Source organism: Halobacillus alkaliphilus (assembly GCF_900113125.1).
Lineage (GTDB): Bacteria > Bacillota > Bacilli > Bacillales > Halobacillaceae > Halobacillus > Halobacillus alkaliphilus.
In genome coordinates, this window is record NZ_FOOG01000010.1 from 22,126 (window position 1) to 40,623 (window position 18,498).

Consider the following 18,498-nt stretch of genomic DNA (forward strand, 5'->3'; position numbering starts at 1 on the left):
CAGGCACCAGGCCTGCTTTTTTCTATGGAGAATATCTCACCAGCTGGTCATCTTCAGATCCAGGACTCCCTCTTCCATCTGTATTATTGGTAATAAAATACAGTCTATCGTCCACGACTTCAACATCTCTTATCCTGCCGTATTGTTCGGTAAGCACTTCAGGGTCCCCTCCAGAAGGGGGCAGGTTCATAACCGCTTCCCCTCGTAAAGAGGCGATGATTAGTTCCTCCCGATAAAAAACAACTCCGGATGGCGCCCAAGTATTTCTTCCTGTTTCATAAAGTGGAGTAATCATCCCATCCCTCTCTTCGTCTCCCACAATCTCCGGCCACCCATAGTTTTGTCCAGGCTGGATCAGATTAACTTCATCATGATTATCAGGACCATGCTCCGTAGCATAGAGCTCTCCTTCTTCATTCCAGGTTAATCCTTGCGGGTTCCGATGGCCATAGCTATAGACATATGAAGAGTCAAAGGGATTACCCTCAGCTGCAGTCCCATCAGTGCTCAATCTTAAAATTTTTCCTGCCAGACTTTCCCGGTCTTGAGCCAGAGATTCATTCAGAGAATCCCCTGTAGTTACATAAATCTGATCGTCAGGACCAATTTCTATTCTGCCGCCATTATGGAATTGTGCTCCTGGAATATCTTCCAGCAGGACAGACGTCTCTTTCCACTGATTGGAGTTTCTTTCAATTTCAATGATCCTGTTCATAATTGAGCCTTCCTCTTCATACGTATGGTAGGCCAAAGCACGGCGATGGTCCTCGAATCCAGGGAGTAATTTAAAGCCAAGCAGACCGCCTTCTCCCTGCTGTATGATTTCCTTTTTAGTTTGAACAGGATTTCGTACAGGTTCTTCCCCCTCTGTCCATGAAGTGATCGTTCCTTCTCTCTCTGAAATATAAAATGTCTCCTGATCGTATTCAATATCCCACGGAGACTTTAAATCAGCAACTAACGTCTGGAAAGACTCTTCTTTAGTAGCAGGAGCTCCATCATCTTGCTGTACTGGATTGGATGAGCATGCAGCAAGCCAAAATAAAATAATAACTACTCCTGCATTCTTCATATAAGACCACCACTCTTTTCTATAAGATTACTACTAATGTAGCAGAGCGAATCGATTACACACAAAAAAGGCTGCTCCCTCTACAGGGAGCAGCTTGAAGTCAGGCAGCCTGACGAAGCTGCGTACGATGAAGCACCGTTCTTTCTAAACGATGAGCAAATAGAGCAGCTAGTATGCATATGGCAACATCTTTGGTTAAGAAAGGACCCATACTCGTCCACGCAAGTGTGTAACTAATCGGATCGCCCGGAGCCCAAAAGTTTAAAGCAGCATAAAACCAAGTAACACCGATGATGTAGTTAACTGCTACTCCTATTAATGCTGCAGTTATGTACATCGGAATTTTTCTTGACGACTCCACTAATTTACCGGCAATAAAAGCTAAAATAATATAGGAAATTATAAATCCAAATGATGTTTTAAATAAGACGGCGGGCCCCCCTGAAAATCCAGCAAAAATAGGAGCTCCAATCAATCCTAACACCATATATACCAGCATGGAGAAAAAACCTAGACGGCTGCCGAGAATCAGTCCTGATAAAACAGCAAAAAAGGTTTGAAGAGTTAAAGGCACTCCCAAAATAATTAAAAAAGGGACGAATGAAGTAATATTAGCCCCAATTGCCATAAGAGCGACAAATAAAGCTCCTATTGTTATTTCATAAGCTGACCAGCGTGAACGTTTCATCTGAAATCCTCCCGTATCTAATCGTTATCTTAAAGATAATGGAAGCACGCACATAATGTCAACCTCATATTTAAAAGGTTAACATTACGAAATGAAAGTTACTCTACACTACACTTTCCAATTATACAGTAAGATTACTACCATTTTCAGAGGACTTATTATCTATAATTAATATAAAACATCAATACTATTTAACTATTAATTGGTGACTTTTTCCTTTTTGTATAGTAAAGTATAGTCAAAAAGATTGGAGGGAATATTTTATGTTATCTCCGAAAAGAACGATGGGACAATACAGTACCCCGCAAGAAACCGTTACCTATATGACTAAGAATCTGTTAAAGTATTTACCTTCCAGTGTTCAGGAGCTAAAGATCCTTGATCCCTGTACCGGTGACGGCATATTCATAAAGTCCCTTCTTCAATCTGGGGTTTCTGCTGAGCATTTATTTGCTTTTGATATCGATCCGCTTACCCCGCCGCCTGATGAAAAGGTACATTTTATTCAGACAGACTTTCTTAAAGAATCTAACGCGGAAAAATTTGATGCCATTATTGGTAACCCGCCTTACAAATCCAAAAGACAAAGCTCCTATCTTTTAGAGAACAAGAAATATTTATTAGATGAATTTCAAGAAGTAGGCATACATAATTTATATACTTTGTTTATCTATAAAGGAATTCAAAAGTTAAAGGATGGAGGAATTCTGACTATGATTGTTCAAGATTCCTTTCTCTCCAATGTCTATTATAAGAATTTCCGAAAATACGTGTTGAACCACACAGAAATTAAGGAAATTATCCTTGCACCACGCCGCCTGTTCCACAAAGGAAAAGCAGATGTAAGAACGTGTATCCTTACTCTAAAAAAGAGACCCTCAGCTCTCATTGATAAGAATCAATCTATGAGATTAATTGACCGATTAATAGAACAGGAATACACGAATCCTCCCTATGAAAGCATACAATACCTGAATCAAATTCACTTTGAAAATAATCCGAATTACAACTATTCTATCAACGTACCGATTGAGATTCTTAGTTTATTCCATTCTCCCTATGTACCTTTAGGTGATGTTGTAAAAATCGTTACAGGCATCTCTACCGGAAACGATAAATATTTCCTTCGTGAACAAAGTGAAGTAACTAATTATGGAGATTGGCTGCCTTTTTACAAAAATGGAGGTTCAAAAGATGCCTGGTACTATGAACCCAAATATTATATTCACAAGAATTGGCCCCAATACAAAAATATCCATTCTAACTTCATGGTTCGAAACCCTTCCTATTATTATAAAGAAGGAATCACGTGTTCTTCTATGGGAGTGGAGTTTTCTGCTGCTTATCTCCCACCGGGAAGTTTATTTGGTGTGAACGCAAATTTGTTTCCCAAAAACCAGGAAGACCTTTTTTATTTCCTTGGTTTACTCAATAGCCTGCTTGTGAAATACATGCTGCGGAAGTTTTTAAACCGGACAAATATGATTACTGCGGGTTATCTAAAAAAACTTCCTTACATCGAGCCTTCTGAATCGCTTAAAGAAGTGGTAGTCGAGAGCACCATCTCCCTTATTGAAGGAAAGAAAAAAGACCCTTCTTTCAATACTCAAAAACTGCAGCGTGAATTGGACCAGGCCGTTTTTGAAAGTTACGGAATACCAGAAGCTACTCAAGCGCATGTAAAACGATTCTGCAAAGATTTACTAGAAAATATTTAGGGGATCAGCACTAGTGCTGATCCCCTGCCAATACCATCGGGGTTATTATCCCGCCTATAAATTGTAATTATTGTCGAAAATATCTAAAACATAATTCTCCAAAACTATTTCCCAGGAAATCATATTATTTCTTTATTCGATAATTTCCCCAATCTTCTGGAAACAAGCTTTGGTATTTAGGTGAAAGGAAACGATCATCAATCAGTTGAATCGATCCATAGTCTGTTTCTGAACGTATCAATCTACCACCGGCTTGAAGTACTTTATTCATACCTGGATAAACATAGGCATAATCATAGCCATTTCTTCCACGATTAGAAAAATACTCTTTAATTAATTCTTTTTCAAAACTCCTTGGAGCCAGGCCAATTCCTACTACAGCAACCCCATTTAAACGATCTCCTCTTAAATCGACGCCTTCCGAAAAGACACCTCCAAGAACCGCAAATCCTGCCAAATTACCTCCAGATACAAACTGAGTAAGAAACTCATCTTTTCTAATCTCGTCCATACCTTGTTCCTGTACGATGGTATTAATATCGTCGAAGTTTCTGAAATGATTGTACACCAGTTCCAAATAGTGATAAGAAGGAAAGAAAAACAAATGATTCCCTGGGTTTTCAATGACTTGCTGGTAAAGAGAGTAGGCAAGATTTTCTGACGTTTCTTCCCTGTTTTTATAACGAGTTGAAAGCGGGGTCACCATTACATCGATTTGGGAAGAATCGTACGGTGATGGAAGCTTCAAAATATAATCGTCCTTTTTGCCGCCAAGCATGTCTTTATAGTAGCCAAACGGGGATAAGGTTGCCGAGAAAAACACACTGGATCGAAATGACTTTGCTGTTTTCTCAAGGACATGGGAAGGATCCATACAGAAAAGCTTTAGTGTAAACTCCCTGCCGGTTTTGGAGGCTGTAAATCGATAATGCTCATCTGCAAGAGGAATAATTTTCAAGAAATTCTGCACAGAAAAATATAGTTCCAGTAATTCTTCGCTCTGGTCATTCTCTGTGGATTCTTGAAGTTCAACCTCTGCTGTTTCAATAAACCTTTCCAGACTCTCTTCTAATTCGCCGGGTATCTCTTCTAAAACAAAGTCTTTCTCTCCCTGTTCACTCAGATTCTTCAAATCTTTATAAATCGCACTTGCTGCTTTATTTAAGGGGTGCTCTGCTCCATGCCAAATATCCGCTATTTCAGCAAAATCATTCATTCGAATAGAAGCGGAAAACATCTCCCTAGCACGTTCTACCAGGTTATGAGCTTCATCAATCAATAGAGCGGTTCTTTTCTTATATTCAGGCAGGAGCCTCTTCAAAGAAACACGGGGATCAAAAATATAATTATAATCTCCTATAACGACGTCAGCCACATTTGTTAAATCTAAAGAAAACTCAAACGGACATACTTTATGCTTTCTTGCATACGCTTCAATAACTGAACGAGTTAAACGTGTTTCATTCCATAGAATATCGGTAAGAGCTCCATTGATCTTATCGTAGTACCCATCGGCAAATTCGCAATAATCGGGCTGACAAATCGTTTCGTCCTTGAAACAAATTTTGTCTTTTGCGGTCAGTGTGACTGATCTCAAAGACAGCCCTTTATCTTCCATGAGGCCTAAAGCTTCTTCAGCAGTAGCCCTCGTAACTGTTTTCGCTGTTAAATAATAAATACGATCTACTTGATCAACAGCCATTGCTTTTATAGCAGGAAAAAGCGTTGATATGGTCTTACCTATGCCAGTTGGCGCTTGAGCAAATAAATTACGCTTTTCTTCAATCGTTCGATAGACACTTCCTGCAAGTTTTCTCTGCCCTTTACGATACTCTGAAAACGGAAAGGATAGATCTGGTACCGATTTTTGTTTTTGCTCTCGAATATGTAGAAGCACTCTGGCATAGGAGGAATACTCCTTCATCGTATTCTTAAGAAAAAGTTCGAGATCCTGGAAAGAGATTTTTTGTCTTAATCGCTTCTTTTCTTTAGACTTCTTCTGCACATAGGTCAGCTGAACTTGAATTTCTTCAAGACCTTCTTGTTCAGCATACATGTAAGCATAGCCTTTAGCCTGAGCCCAATACACTGGGTGAGTGGTTTCCGTGATCTCATCCAGTTCTCTTGCTGTGGACTTGATTTCATCAATTACAGGTCCATCCTTCGTGTCCAATATACCATCACACCGGCCTTGGATCTTGATATCCATGCCATCTTCCTGATACAAATATTCTAAAAAGGTTTCTTTCTTATCATTTTCTTTATACGTGCTCTGTACTTCCTGATGAATAGCTGTACCTTCTGTTAATGCCGTACTTGAACGAAACCGGTTGTCAATGCTTCCGCCCCTGTAAACGTAGGCCACCAATTCACGTACTGAGATTGTGACTTGTTCCGCCATCTTCCGCACCCTTTCATTAAATCCCTTTGCTTACCCTCAAATTAACGTAAGCACTTACGTATGTCTATTGTAAAACTTTTCGTGGTATAATTGGGGGAAAAACTTTTCAATTTCCCATTAGATGGTTACAACATATAATAGGATAGATAGGAAACTTAAAAAACGGGGTGATCTAAATTGAAAATTTGGAGATGGGTAGCGTCTGTTTTGCTCACCCTTACGATCGCCTTTTTCATCATAGCAGCATTTATATATACACCAGAAAATCAAGAGAGTGAACAGTCCCCTCCCCCGCAAACCGAACCGGATGGGGTAGAAAAGGAACGCCAATCAAATGATGAAGAAAGTGATATAAAACAATCGGATAGCGAAAATGAGGTGGATAAAGCTGAAGAAACTCTAAGCGGTGAACTTCGCGAGGTATTTACCAGTGTCATTGAAAGTGCCCGCGGTCTATTCGTCCGCCGGGACCTTGATATTGTAGCCATAGGTGATTCACTCACTCAAGGGGTTGGTGATTCCACCGATAATGACGGTTATGTGGGGATACTAGAAGACACAATTAACAGTAATCAGCCACTAGAAACATTGGACATAGCTAATTACGGGGTCCGCGGCAACCGTACTGATCAACTTTTAGAACGAATGCAAACGGAAGAAATCTCCCAATCATTGCGTGAAGCGGATGTAGTTATCATTACGATCGGAGCTAACGATGTTATGAAAGTGGTGAAAAATAATTTTTCTAGTTTGAATTACGAGCAATTCCAGGAAGCTCAAGAGGGTTATAAGGAACGATTAAACGAGATATTTCAAAGAGTGGAGAACCTTAACCCGGATGTCCCCATCTATTTGGTCGGTCTCTATAATCCTTTTGAATATTATTTTAATAATATTCCGGAACTGGGACAGATTATGAGTGACTGGAACCGTGTAAGCAAAGAAGTGATTTCAAACTATGAACAGGCGGAATTCATCCCTATTAAAGATATCTTTCTAGGAGCTGAAGAGGAACTTCTATGGAAAGAAGACTACTTCCATCCAAATGAAAAAGGTTATAAAAGAATTGCAGAGCGCGTGTTAGAATATATAAGACCGGATATCGAACAATAAACAGGTGGAATGTTCATATGAAACGATTTTTCCTAAATAATAAGTGGCGCACCTCTTTTTGGCTATTAGCACTTTTAAATATTATAGTCTTATTAGTGGTGCTCTCCCTTGTTTTTTTACCGAGCACCTATACGCTCGTCAACGTAGATAAAGAAAAACAAAGTTCAGATGCAGAATTTACGATTGTGTCGACCAAGGAAAATATGGAACAGCTGGCCAATGAATATTTAAAAGAATTATCAACACAGACTGTATTTGATTATTCGATTACCCTGGATAGAAATGTAACGCTCACAGGTAACATTAAGGCATTTGATCAGGTCATCCCCATTAAAGTGGAATTAAATCCGATCGTACAGGAAAACGGAGACCTTGTTCTTGAGCAGGAGCGGATATCACTGGGACAGCTTCCGTTGCCAAATAAAAAAGTCTTAGGTTTCGTGAAGGATAACTATAAACTTCCAGAATGGGTAATGGTAAATCCTAATGAAGAAAATATTTATGTAGCTGTCACTCAAATGGATACAGCAAGTAACTTTAATATCCGGGTTGATCGCTTTAACTTAAACTCAAATCAGTTAGCCTTTAAAATTTCCGTCCCTCAGGATTCGTTCCAGTTTGCTCAGAAGATGGTACAGAAAAATTTCTAATAACCGCTCGCACATCATTAGAGTGGTTATTTCTACTTTCCTCGGGAGTCCTCGAGAGATGAAGGTTATAGAAGAACATGATAAAATTGAACACAAACCCTTGTATAAAAAGGAAGTGACCGTATGCGTGTGGTAAATAATATTGCTGATTTGATTGGAGATACTCCTCTTGTTAAATTAAATCGGTTAGCTCCAAAAGACGGAGCAGACATTTATATGAAACTTGAAAAGTCTAACCCGAGCGGAAGTGTTAAAGACCGTGCTGCCTACAATATGATGGCTCAAGCTGAACAGGACGGCCTGCTAAAAGAAGGTTCTACACTTGTTGAGCCAACTAGCGGAAACACAGGAATAGGCATTGCAATGAACGCGGCCGCTAAAGGTTATCGCGCTATTCTTGTCATGCCTGATACAATGACTCAGGAGCGGATTAACTTACTGAAAGCGTATGGTGCAGAGATCGCCTTAACTCCAGGTGATGAAAAAATGCCCGGTGCTATTAAAAAGGCGAAAGAACTTGTAGAAGAGATTGATAATAGCTTTATGCCTATGCAATTTGAAAATATGGCTAATCCAGATGCTCACCGTCATACTACCGCTGCAGAAATTATTGAAGCAATGGATGAGTTAGGAAAACCGCTAAGCGCGTTCGTTTCAACTGCCGGCACTGGAGGAACCATTACAGGTACAGGCGAAGAACTTAAGAAGCGATTTGAAGATATGACGATTCACGTTGCCGAACCATCCGGTTCTCCTGTTCTCTCCGGTGGAAAGCCAGGAAAACACAAGCTGGTAGGTACAAGCCCTGGTTTTATTCCTAGTATTTTGAATCAGGAAGTCTACGATGAAATCTTTCAGGTTACTGATGAAGATGCCTACGATATTACGAGACGGCTTGCACGAGAAGAAGGTCTTTTATTAGGGACATCATGCGGTGCAGCCTGCTGGGCTGCCATGCAGGTAGCTTCAAAAAAACAACCTGGAGAAATCGTCGTCTGTATTGCTCCTGACACAGGGGAAAGATACCTGTCCGGCGATCTCTTCCGATATTAATGAAAAAGAGTTCGTCCTTGTGAAGGTCGAACTCTTTTTTTAAAGTCTGTATAAATCTCTAAATCTTAGGTGCCAGCCTAAATGATAGGACAAGACGCGACAGGCAATTACTAAGAAAAACAAAAAGTAGGTTTGGGAAGCGCTTTGCACCTCTATGATTCCAACACCAACTAACAAACCCGCCATTAATGCCCATACAGCATAAATCTCTTGATGCAGAACCATCGGACGCCGTTGCGCAAGGACGTCTCTTGTAACTCCCCCGCCCACTCCAGTCAATATAGCAGCAAAAATAATTCCTCCTAGTGGAAAATTATGTTCAATAGCAAATGAGGCTCCTTGCAAGGCAAACGCTGATAAACCAATTGCATCCGGATAAATGTTCCATCGGTCCCAGGAAAGCACCCAGGTTTTAGGGAAGAAATAAACTACGGCAATGGTTCCAAATGCCACATAAAGAAGATAGCCTTGTTCCCACACATGAACTACAGGAACGTCCAGTGCTATATTTCGGATCACTCCCCCCGCAAAAGGCGTAGCAATACCTAATATGAATGTACCAAATATATCATAGCGCTCATTGAGTGCCACAATTGCTCCACTGAAAGCAAAAGCGCTGACCGCCAAAATATTTAATATGTCCCAACTCATGAAAGGCCTCCTCTCTTATCTACCAGTTTCTAACTTTTAAATAAACAACCTGAATGATTATAACAGAAACTTCTGTAAAAATAATAATAATATTCAAAATAACTAAGGCTCAACCAAAATCATCCATTTTATAGATTCCTGTTGCTACTTGTACATTAAATAAAGTAAACTTGTTGCAAACTGCCACAAGGGATATTCAAAATAATGCGAAATATTCTATTTAGAAAAGAAAGTAGGGTGTAGAAAAATGAGAAGATGGCTGACCCAGCTCCGAAAGGAACAACAATTGACTCAACAGCAAATTGCCGAAGGTGCTCATATTGATCGAGCCTATTATGCTCAAATTGAGAATGGAACTAGAAACCCAAGTATGGCCGTGGCATCTCAAATTGCTTCATTCCTCCATATTAACCCTTCCCTATTTTTCTCAGAGCACCTGAGTGAACCTTTCCAGAGTGCTTTAGCTAACTCCCCCATCATTTTGGGTCATTGCGATCTTTCGCTTCGTTATACCTGGATGTTCAACCCCCATCCTGATTTTAAGATGAGTCATGTACTTGGAAAACGGGACGATGAACTTGACTATAACGAAGGTACCCTGGCTTTAATGGACTTGAAAAAAAGAGTAATCGAAACAAAAGAAAACATTCGAGAGCGGATCTCTTTCCCTTTGTCAGACGGATTGCTCTATTATGATGTATTTGCTCAACCCCTTTATAACCAGAAAGGCGAAGTCATAGGGGCAGCTACAGTATCAACAGAACTTCCATCATAAAGAAAGGGGCATAAGCTATGATTATTAAAAAAATGCCGTATCAACTACTTATGTGTTCACTTCAAAAAGCGATGGAGATGAAATTAGATCACTCTTTTATTCACCTACTTGAAGATGAGCTTCAGAAAAGGAGACAAGGAAAAACATACCCTTCCCATAAGACAGAATGAATGTCTTTACTTAGGGAAGCCTATCAGGGTGAATGTTTACTACAGAAAAGGGAATAACATAAGAAAAAAGAGGTGAATGTCCGTTTGTCAACTTCACCATGGATCATACGGCAGTCATGGGAAAACCTTACTTTTATGCATTGGCCTGTTCCAGCGACGGATTTGCGTCCCTTTGTCCCCAGTGAATTAGAGTTAGATTTATATAATGGTATGGCCTGGATTGCAATTGTTCCCTTTCATATGAAAGATATCCAGTTTAGAGGCCTTCCTCGTATTCCTTTTGGTAATCAATTATTAGAATTAAATGTGAGAACTTACGTTACCTATAAAAGAGAACCAGGTGTATATTTTATTTCCCTTGACGCTAACCACCGTCTTGGGGTTTTTTTAGCACGAACATTATTTGGCTTACGTTACTTAAACGCTCAAATAAGGTTAGATAAGCAGGGAAATGACCTTCATTTTTCAAGCCGGCGAACCCATTACGGCATACCTCCCTCTCACTTTCATGCACGCTTTAAAATATCGAATTACACCCACACCTATAAACCAGGATCTCTGGTGAACTGGTTAACGGAAAGATATATGCTATGGACTGTGCGCGGCTCTTCTGTTTATAAAGGTCCTATTAAGCACAAACGCTGGGAACTTCAACCTGCAGAAAGTAATGTGGTTATTAATGAAATTGTGGATTTCCTGCCAGACTTAATCTTTCTGCAACAGCCAATCACCTGCTACTCAAGATCTTTAGAAGTGTATCTCTACCCTTTTCAGAAGGTATAAACCTGTAAATTGACATGAGGGACAAATAACGATACCATTTATCTTGAATTCGAGATTATAGTTTGTAATGTTCTAATATTAGAGGAGGCCGCTTCAATGAATATTAAAGGAATCCACCACGTTTCAGCGATCACAGCGAATGCGAGCGCAAATTATGACTTTTATGCAAAGGTACTGGGGATGCGTCTCGTTAAAAAAACCGTCAATCAGGATGATCCTTCAATGTACCACTTGTTCTACGCGGATGAAGCTGGATCCCCGGGGACGGATTTAACTTTTTTTGAAATTAAACGTGCTGGTCATACCTATCCTGGTTCTCAGAGCATTTCTGCCACCTCTCTTCGAGTGCCAACTGATGAGTCATTAAACTATTGGCAAGAGAGACTCGATCAATATGAGGTTGAGCGGGGTTCTATCGAAGAACAAGCAGGCAGAAAAGAGATCTCCTTCCGAGATCCTGAAGGCCAGCGCTTAAAGCTGGTTTCAGACGAATTCAATAAAGGGGTTCCTGGTGGAATCCCCTGGTCCAAAGGCCCTCTCCCTAAACAGTACGGAATACTCGGTCTTGGCCCCGTATATCTGACCGTTACCACTGCGGCACTTACAAAAAAAGTATTGATGGACACTTTGGGCTTTCGTGAAGTGGAACACCCAGAGCCAGATTGGCATGCTTTTGAAACTGGAGAAGGCGGGAACGGTGCTCGTGTTTACGTTGAGGAGCAACCTGAATGGAAACGTGAAAAACCCGGACGTGGCAGTGTTCACCATGTGGCTTTTAGGGTAGAAGATGAACAGGAGCTGGGGAAATGGAAAGTGAAAATCCAGGATGCAGGCTTCCCTAATTCAGGTATCGTAGATCGTTACTATTTTAAATCCCTTTATTTTAGAGATCCAAATCATATATTATTTGAGCTGGCTACAGATGGGCCAGGCTTTGACACGGATGAAGACAAAAAGCATTTAGGTGAAACTCTGGCTCTGCCACCTTTTCTTGAGGAAAAGCGCAGGGAAATAGAAGATCGTTTAACACCGCTCCACACTTCTAATCCTAAATAAACGTAAAAGACGGCGACCCTTTTAGGATCGCCGTCTTTTTTACTTATTATTTTTCTAAGCGGTTTTTAACCCAGTTAATCAAACCGCCCATTTGCATGATTTCAATTTGACGTTCAGATAGCGCATGCTCTAATTTTAAGGTCTTGTCCTTACCTTTGACTTCTACTTCTACTTGATTAGATTGTTTAATACCATCTCTCAATCCTTTAAACACTAGGACATCACCTTGCTCTAACTCCTCCAAGTCCTCTTCGTTCACAAATGTTAACGGGAGAACTCCAAAGTTGGCCAGGTTTTGCCAGTGGATTCGGGCAAAGTCCTTCACAATGGCTACTTTAAGACCCAAATATTTTGGTGCAAGCGCGGCGTGTTCACGACTCGAACCTTGACCATAGTTCATACCAGCAACGACCGCATGACCACCTTGATCTCTGATTTCCATGGCACGGTCATGATAAGTTTCATCTACGATTTCGAACGTGAACTTACTAATCTCAGGCAGGTTACTGCGGTATGGCAATACTCTGGCACCACCTGCTAAAATTTCATCTGTTGAAATGTCATTACCCATTTTCAGTAAGATCGGCAACTCCATGTCATTCGGCAGCTCATCCATCTTAGGAATAGATGCAATATTCGGTCCTTTTACAAGTTCTACTTCTTTCGCTTCCTCATAAGGAAGTGGATCATCCAGGAGCCGCGTGTCAATGGTTGGCTCTTCCAGCTCCTTAATAGATGGATAATCAAAGTCTGACTTTCTTGGGTCCGTAATTTTCCCTGTCAATGCTGACACAGCTGCTGTTTCCGGACTGCATAGGAACACACTATCTTCTTTTGTACCTGAACGGCCCGGGAAGTTCCTTGGAGTCGTACGTAAGCTGTTACGACCCGTGGCAGGTGCCTGTCCCATTCCGATACAACCATTACAACCTGCCTGGTGCAAGCGGCCTCCAGATTGCAGGAAGTTAGCTATATGCCCTTCTTGAGAAAGGTCAATCAGCATTTGTCTTGATGTTGGGTTCAAGTCAAAGGATACACCATCTGCAATTCGATGTCCCTCTACGATCTTGGAAGCAACTGCGAAATCACGGTAACCCGGGTTAGCTGATGAACCAATGTAAGACTGATAAATAGATTCTCCTTCTACTTCTTCAATCGGTACTACGTTGCCTGGGCTGGAAGGTTTAGCGATCATTGGCCCCAGTTCAGATAAGTTCAATTCATCATGAACATCATAAGAAGCGCCATCATCAGCTTTCAACTCAATCCAGTCATCTTCGCGACCTTGCAGTTTCATGAATCGCTTCGTTTCTTCATCGGATGGGAAAACCGTACCTGTTGCTCCAAGCTCCGCACCCATGTTTGCAATAACGTGGCGATCCATGGCAGTTAGATTTTTAAGTCCTGGACCGTAGTATTCAAATACGTGGTTAGTAGCACCTTTAACGCCGTGCCTTCTCAACATTTCAAGAATAGCATCTTTAGCACTTACCCAATCAGGGAATTCTCCTGTTACTTTAACGCCCCATACTTTAGGCATTTTCACATAGAAAGGTTCTCCAGCAATAGCCATAGCTACATCGATTCCGCCTGCTCCCATGGCAAGCATGCCCATACAGCCATTTGCGCAAGTGTGACTGTCGGAACCAAGCAATGTTTTACCAGGCGTAGCCAGGCGCTGCATGTGTACTGGGTGGCTCACTCCGTTTCCTGGACGGCTGAAGTGAAGACCGAATCGTTTAGCTGCACTCTCCAAGAATAAGTGGTCATCAGGGTTCTTACTGTCTTCCTGAATTAAGTTATGGTCTACGTACTGAGCGGAAGCCTCTGTCTGGGCACGTTCAATCCCCATAGCCTCCAATTCAAGCATGACCATTGTACCTGTAGCATCTTGTGTTAAAGTCTGATCGATTTTCAATCCGATTTCAGTTCCCGGGGTCATCTCCCCTTTGACTAAATGATCTTTAATCAGCTTTTGTGTGACATTATAACTCACACTTAATTCCTCCTTCTCACCAAATTAATAGGTAGTTTCTTGAGGTATCTAAGTATCCTATACTTTTTATACCCTAAATCCTGGTCCTTTACTCGTAGAATTGGTCGTCTCCTGGTTAAAATTAGAATATTCTCTACTATTTATAATCATATGACTGGGCTTTTTAATCGAGGTTGTGTGAAATGTCCTGGATTAATTTTAGTAAAAGATTCCTGCTATGGCAGAGTCGCGATCTGAAAAACTTGCTGAGTATTGTGAAGAAAAGCTTTCAAGGGTTAGCGATTAATTACTATCGTAACTAATCCAAAAAAGAAAGGAGCTTATTCAGCTCCTTCCTTTCTGCTTTTAATTTAATATACCCCCACATTGCTCCAGGCATTCGAAATGGCGTTCGCTGCCTGAGACCCATAAAGGTCTTGAGCTGACTGAATAAGAGCCTGGCGAGCGTTTGAGAAATTACTGCTTGGCGTCAAATAAACGGTTAAAGCCCGGTAATAAATATCTTCTGCCTTGGATATTCCTATGCTGTTAATCGTATAATAAGCTGCTTTATTCGGGATCCCACTATTAATATGAACTCCGCCCCAGTCTCCAGACTCCGTATTAGGAAGGTTACGGTACTCATCCATGTGGTCCGGCTGATCGTAAGCATTTGGATTGGAAAGAGAACGAAGAGCATCCCCTGAGGTCCCTGGAGTGTAAACATCTTCTCCCATTAACCAATCTTCTGAATCCACAAAGAAACCGAACACATCGGAGAATGATTCATTTAATGCACCGGACTGATTTTCATATACCAGTTCAGCTGTTGTATCTGTTACAGCATGAGTTAATTCGTGGGCAACAATGTCATCAGCACCAGACAAATAAGTGAAAGTCGAACCATCACCATCGCCGTAAATCATTTGATTTCCAGTCCAGGCCGCATTATTATAGTTTGAACCATAATGAACGGTTGATCGAATATCAGCCCCCTGGTTGTCATAGCTGACTCGCCCAAATGTATCATAGTAATAATCAAAAACCTCTCCAGCATAATAGTGGGCATCTACCGCTGCTTTTTGCCTTTCACTGTTGAATGTATTACCAGAATCCGTAACATAATAACCAGGCAGGCTGCTATATTGCCCTCCATAATTATCGAACGTTTCAATAACCCCATTCATAGGTTTTGTTGTATCAAATAAGTAGTAAGTGTTATTGTAAGCATACGTATTCAGCGTTTTAGAATCACCTAGCACTCCCGTACCTGTACCAGAAGCTTCATGAACAACATTAGACGCTTTTAGCACTTCTCCATTTTCTGCATTAATATAAACCTGCCAATTTGCTGGGTATGGCTGAGAAAATTGGAGCTCCACATGATAAGCTAACGTGTACTCCCCATCCTGGTGATGCACAACAAGATTAGAGTTTTCCGTTAGTGTTTCAAAATCCTTACCAATTTTGCTTTTTTGAACTTTATCAGCTTCTTCCCTGGTAACATCAATATGGTTCCACGCTAGATTAATAGCTTCTTTATGATTTAACTCTTTCAACTGCTTCACTTTTTCTGGAGCATCCTCATGAAATTCGCCATTGACTGCAGTAACGTCTCCGTTCGAATTTGTATGTACCATAACTTTCGCATTAGCTATCGGGACATTTCCAACGGTTCTCTGATAAGTATAGTGAGTCATTCCAACATCATCTTTTTCCTTTTTAACTAAATGTAAATCTTTGTTTGGGTTAAAGTTGAACTCCTGACGGTTCTGTTTAAAAAATTCTTTTACAGCTTTATCGCTCTTAATCTTAGATCCTTTCAAGTTCTCTGTTATAAATTCCGAAGAAACCCCTTTGTTTTTAATACCTGAACTATCCTCGGCATTAGCTAATGTCCCGCCCGACACTAAGCTTGTCCCTAGTACAAATGCAGCTGTTACTGATTTCCAATTCATCGAATCCCTCCTATATTTGTAATACAATTCCAATGTATCACAATATTCAGACGAATATCCTGTGAAAGTCAGGGGTCAAAATCCCCCTTAAAGCCTCATTTTTTTCACGACTTGGGAAACACGTGATTATTGTTGAAAATTCTTAATCGAACATGTATTCTAAATATAGATTTGAAAGAGGCACACTCTTCCAAATCAACAGTTGATCAACTAGGTGTGTGGCCAATGGAATATGGTAAAGTACTTCGATTTCATCGAGTCAAGCAAGGTTTAACTCAAAACCAGCTGGCAGATGGAATTATCTCACCGGCGTATCTTTCCAAAATTGAGAATGATCAAACCGTTCCCGCGTTTGAAGTATTAGAATTGCTTTACGAACGGCTCGGTCTTGATTTCCTTGAGACTTCATCAAACCATCCATCAAAGGAAAAGTTGAAGGAATGGTATGAAGCTATAGCTTTTAAACGTCAAGAAGACGCTAAAAGACTTAAAGAGGATATTCTCAATCAGAAAGAAACCCAGGAAAACCATCATTTGTATATTTTCTTCGAATTGTTTCGGATACGGCATCTTCTATTAGAAAATGAAGTAGACGAAGCTTATAAAGCTTGGGAAAATATCCGCCAGTATAAGGATACTTTTGATGAAGAGATGGAGTTCTATTATCATCTAGGTTCAGGACTCCTTAAGTACTATCAAGGAGATTTCGATAATTCATTCCAGGAATTAATGGAAGCTAAAAATTATAGTTCATCTATTAATCTGGAAGACTGGGAATTCAGTGACCTTTATTATCTTCTTGCTTTAAGTACAAGTCAGGCCAACCACATATCTGCATCCGTATTTTATGTAGACCAGGCTCTGGAAATTTATCAATCGAATTATGATTTAGCAAAGAGTGCAGATTGTCACATTTTGCAAGGTATCAACTATAGTCGTTTGAAAAACTATGCAAAAGCACTCGAAAATTTTCATTTGGCCAGAAAAATTGCCTTACAAACAGGAAATCAAAATCAATTGAGACTGGTTTTTATCAATATAGGAACCTTGGAATCTCGGATTGAAAACCACGAATCAGCAATTATTAATTATAAGAAAAGTCTTGAATATCACGATTCAGAATCCGAATTTCAAGAGTATGATTATTTAACTACCATTCATGGTCTCATTATTGAGAATTATCGCCTTGGTAATAAAACCGGTTGTTTAGAATGGGTTCACAAAGGTGAGGAAAAGCTAGAGACTTTTCCTTCTGAAGCTTATAGCCTTCATTTTGAGGTTTATAAAAAAGTGATTAATCATAGTAACAACCTATCAAAATTTCTAGAAGACACTATCATTCCATTCTTTCAAGAGAAAAAGGAACATATTTACGTAATTCGATATGCTATGTTTTTAGCTGATATATTAGAAGAACAACGTATGTACAAAAAATCATCAACTTATTTAAGGTTAGCAATCCAATTGTTAAATAAACATTCTAATTTAGGAGGGATACTCTTATGAAGAAAGTGATTGCTGTAATTGGAGTGGTAGCATTTCTAGCATCTGCTGCTGCGCCTATCTTAAATGACAGTGCAGTAGATGCATATCCAAGACCACTAGTAGCTGAAGTTGAAGAAGTTTAAGATTTTGTTTTTCATTTTTTATGTGTAATTAGCACCTCCCCTAATCCTATACCTATACAATTTTTCGCCTCTGCCCCTTGTGGCAGGGGTATTTTTTTAATATCAACGGAAAAGAGGTTCTAAAGTGAAATTCATCGGGATCGACCTGTCTGGACCCTCCAATCATAAAGATACAGCTGCTGTGGTTTGCCGTGAAGAACATAATCAATTATTCATAGAAGACCTTCAATCGGGATTGTCGGATCAAGCCATCTTTTCTATTATTACTGAGCAAGCAAAAAGGAATAATAAAATTTATATCGGAATAGATGCTCCTTTGTCCTACCAGGATGGCGGAGGTGATAGAGAAACTGATCGCGGGTTAAGAAATTACGCGAAGCACCTTGGAGTTAAGCCAGGTTCTATTATGCCCCCAACTCTCACAAGAATGATTTACTTAACTGCAAGAGGTGTACACCTTGCCCACATGATCAAAAATTCATTCCCTAATAAGGTTGAAATCGTCGAGGTTCATCCCGGTATAGCTCTTGCTTCCCGGTTACCCATTGAAGACAGGCCCCAGGCAGTTCTTTATAAAAAAGACGAACAAAGCAGAAGATTTGTTCATAAGTGGTTATCAGAAATTTATTTTCAATCGGTTGACCTAGTTGAGGACTCCTCCACTCACCAATTGGATGCATGCCTGGCTGCTCTCGCCTGCTGGCATTGGTTCAGTGAAACTAAATCACCAGCTTGGCACATGCCGGAGCAGCCTCCCCACCATCCCTTCCCATTTTCATCTTAAAAAAGCAGCACATAATGTGCTGC

The 18,498-nt window shown here is 40.3% G+C and carries 17 protein-coding genes; 11 read left to right on the top strand and 6 right to left on the bottom strand.

Going from position 1 to position 18,498, the window contains the following annotated elements:
- Positions 1-22 precede the first annotated feature (22 nt).
- On the bottom strand, positions 23-1,072 hold the full coding sequence (locus tag BMZ06_RS07840) for a PQQ-dependent sugar dehydrogenase (RefSeq protein WP_089751502.1): 1,050 nt from the start codon (positions 1,070-1,072) through the stop codon (positions 23-25).
- A 100-nt stretch (positions 1,073-1,172) separates the two neighbouring features.
- Complete coding sequence (locus tag BMZ06_RS07845; RefSeq protein WP_089751503.1) at positions 1,173-1,760, bottom strand: biotin transporter BioY; 588 nt, start codon at positions 1,758-1,760, stop codon at positions 1,173-1,175.
- A gap of 263 nt (positions 1,761-2,023) precedes the next feature.
- Between BMZ06_RS07845 and BMZ06_RS07850 the strand changes: the two genes are divergently transcribed.
- Positions 2,024-3,478, top strand: coding sequence for an Eco57I restriction-modification methylase domain-containing protein (locus tag BMZ06_RS07850; RefSeq protein ID WP_089751504.1), 1,455 nt, complete (start codon positions 2,024-2,026; stop codon positions 3,476-3,478).
- A gap of 124 nt (positions 3,479-3,602) precedes the next feature.
- On the opposite strand, the gene BMZ06_RS07855 is transcribed toward BMZ06_RS07850, so the two are convergent.
- Entirely contained in the window at positions 3,603-5,879 is a 2,277-nt protein-coding gene (locus tag BMZ06_RS07855; protein WP_089751505.1) for an ATP-dependent DNA helicase, read from the bottom strand.
- Between the two features lie 177 nt (positions 5,880-6,056).
- On the opposite strand from BMZ06_RS07855, the gene BMZ06_RS07860 reads away from it, so the two are divergent.
- From BMZ06_RS07860 to cysK, 3 genes are all read left to right on the top strand, one after another.
- Positions 6,057-6,992: an SGNH/GDSL hydrolase family protein gene (locus BMZ06_RS07860; RefSeq protein ID WP_089751506.1), complete on the top strand. Its 936-nt coding sequence runs from the start codon at positions 6,057-6,059 to the stop codon at positions 6,990-6,992.
- Between the two features lie 17 nt (positions 6,993-7,009).
- Positions 7,010-7,642: a YpmS family protein gene (locus BMZ06_RS07865; protein ID WP_089751507.1), complete on the top strand. Its 633-nt coding sequence runs from the start codon at positions 7,010-7,012 to the stop codon at positions 7,640-7,642.
- A 123-nt stretch (positions 7,643-7,765) separates the two neighbouring features.
- Positions 7,766-8,695: a cysteine synthase A gene (gene cysK, locus BMZ06_RS07870; RefSeq protein ID WP_089751508.1), complete on the top strand. Its 930-nt coding sequence runs from the start codon at positions 7,766-7,768 to the stop codon at positions 8,693-8,695.
- Positions 8,696-8,734: 39 nt separating this feature from the next.
- Here cysK and BMZ06_RS07875 read toward each other — a convergent pair whose 3' ends face one another.
- On the bottom strand, positions 8,735-9,346 hold the full coding sequence (locus tag BMZ06_RS07875) for a trimeric intracellular cation channel family protein (RefSeq protein WP_089751509.1): 612 nt from the start codon (positions 9,344-9,346) through the stop codon (positions 8,735-8,737).
- Between the two features lie 247 nt (positions 9,347-9,593).
- On the opposite strand from BMZ06_RS07875, the gene BMZ06_RS07880 reads away from it, so the two are divergent.
- The 4 genes from BMZ06_RS07880 to BMZ06_RS07895 all read left to right on the top strand — a co-directional run bounded on the left by BMZ06_RS07880 (position 9,594) and on the right by BMZ06_RS07895 (position 12,130).
- On the top strand, positions 9,594-10,121 hold the full coding sequence (locus BMZ06_RS07880; protein ID WP_089751510.1) for a helix-turn-helix domain-containing protein: 528 nt from the start codon (positions 9,594-9,596) through the stop codon (positions 10,119-10,121).
- Between the two features lie 17 nt (positions 10,122-10,138).
- Positions 10,139-10,291 carry a sporulation histidine kinase inhibitor Sda gene (sda, locus tag BMZ06_RS07885; RefSeq protein WP_089751511.1) on the top strand — a complete coding sequence of 51 codons (153 nt, stop codon included), beginning with the start codon at positions 10,139-10,141 and terminating at the stop codon, positions 10,289-10,291.
- A gap of 84 nt (positions 10,292-10,375) precedes the next feature.
- On the top strand, positions 10,376-11,074 hold the full coding sequence (locus BMZ06_RS07890) for a YqjF family protein (RefSeq protein ID WP_089751512.1): 699 nt from the start codon (positions 10,376-10,378) through the stop codon (positions 11,072-11,074).
- Between the two features lie 96 nt (positions 11,075-11,170).
- A complete protein-coding gene (locus tag BMZ06_RS07895; protein ID WP_089751513.1) occupies positions 11,171-12,130 on the top strand; it encodes a ring-cleaving dioxygenase in 960 nt (319 codons plus the stop codon).
- A 46-nt stretch (positions 12,131-12,176) separates the two neighbouring features.
- Here BMZ06_RS07895 and BMZ06_RS07900 read toward each other — a convergent pair whose 3' ends face one another.
- Positions 12,177-14,126, bottom strand: a complete 1,950-nt coding sequence (locus tag BMZ06_RS07900) for an aconitate hydratase (RefSeq protein ID WP_089751514.1) — start codon at positions 14,124-14,126, stop codon at positions 12,177-12,179.
- A gap of 350 nt (positions 14,127-14,476) precedes the next feature.
- Positions 14,477-16,063, bottom strand: a complete 1,587-nt coding sequence (locus BMZ06_RS07905) for a M4 family metallopeptidase (protein WP_089751515.1) — start codon at positions 16,061-16,063, stop codon at positions 14,477-14,479.
- Between the two features lie 225 nt (positions 16,064-16,288).
- Here BMZ06_RS07905 and BMZ06_RS07910 point away from each other — a divergent pair, with 225 nt between their 5' ends.
- The 3 genes from BMZ06_RS07910 to BMZ06_RS07915 all read left to right on the top strand — a co-directional run bounded on the left by BMZ06_RS07910 (position 16,289) and on the right by BMZ06_RS07915 (position 18,475).
- A complete protein-coding gene (locus BMZ06_RS07910; RefSeq protein WP_245755973.1) occupies positions 16,289-17,569 on the top strand; it encodes a helix-turn-helix transcriptional regulator in 1,281 nt (426 codons plus the stop codon).
- Positions 17,566-17,691, top strand: coding sequence for a hypothetical protein (locus tag BMZ06_RS21115; protein ID WP_281244448.1), 126 nt, complete (start codon positions 17,566-17,568; stop codon positions 17,689-17,691). Before BMZ06_RS07910 ends, BMZ06_RS21115 begins: the two co-directional genes overlap by 4 nt.
- 124 nt (positions 17,692-17,815) lie before the next feature.
- Positions 17,816-18,475: a DUF429 domain-containing protein gene (locus BMZ06_RS07915; protein WP_089751517.1), complete on the top strand. Its 660-nt coding sequence runs from the start codon at positions 17,816-17,818 to the stop codon at positions 18,473-18,475.
- The last annotated feature ends 23 nt before the right edge of the window (positions 18,476-18,498 follow it).

What these genes read in the sequence shown, in the direction of transcription:
- BMZ06_RS07840 (WP_089751502.1), bottom strand. Translation starts at nt 1,072, where the DNA reads ATGAAGAATGCAGGAGTAGTTATTATTTTATTTTGGCTTGCTGCATGC.
- BMZ06_RS07845 (WP_089751503.1), bottom strand. Translation starts at nt 1,760, where the DNA reads ATGAAACGTTCACGCTGGTCAGCTTATGAAATAACAATAGGAGCTTTA.
- BMZ06_RS07850 (WP_089751504.1), top strand. Translation starts at nt 2,024, where the DNA reads ATGTTATCTCCGAAAAGAACGATGGGACAATACAGTACCCCGCAAGAA.
- BMZ06_RS07855 (WP_089751505.1), bottom strand. Translation starts at nt 5,879, where the DNA reads ATGGCGGAACAAGTCACAATCTCAGTACGTGAATTGGTGGCCTACGTT.
- BMZ06_RS07865 (WP_089751507.1), top strand. Translation starts at nt 7,010, where the DNA reads ATGAAACGATTTTTCCTAAATAATAAGTGGCGCACCTCTTTTTGGCTA.
- cysK (WP_089751508.1), top strand. Translation starts at nt 7,766, where the DNA reads ATGCGTGTGGTAAATAATATTGCTGATTTGATTGGAGATACTCCTCTT.
- BMZ06_RS07875 (WP_089751509.1), bottom strand. Translation starts at nt 9,346, where the DNA reads ATGAGTTGGGACATATTAAATATTTTGGCGGTCAGCGCTTTTGCTTTC.
- BMZ06_RS07880 (WP_089751510.1), top strand. Translation starts at nt 9,594, where the DNA reads ATGAGAAGATGGCTGACCCAGCTCCGAAAGGAACAACAATTGACTCAA.
- sda (WP_089751511.1), top strand. Translation starts at nt 10,139, where the DNA reads ATGATTATTAAAAAAATGCCGTATCAACTACTTATGTGTTCACTTCAA.
- BMZ06_RS07895 (WP_089751513.1), top strand. Translation starts at nt 11,171, where the DNA reads ATGAATATTAAAGGAATCCACCACGTTTCAGCGATCACAGCGAATGCG.
- BMZ06_RS07905 (WP_089751515.1), bottom strand. Translation starts at nt 16,063, where the DNA reads ATGAATTGGAAATCAGTAACAGCTGCATTTGTACTAGGGACAAGCTTA.
- BMZ06_RS07910 (WP_245755973.1), top strand. Translation starts at nt 16,289, where the DNA reads ATGGAATATGGTAAAGTACTTCGATTTCATCGAGTCAAGCAAGGTTTA.
- BMZ06_RS21115 (WP_281244448.1), top strand. Translation starts at nt 17,566, where the DNA reads ATGAAGAAAGTGATTGCTGTAATTGGAGTGGTAGCATTTCTAGCATCT.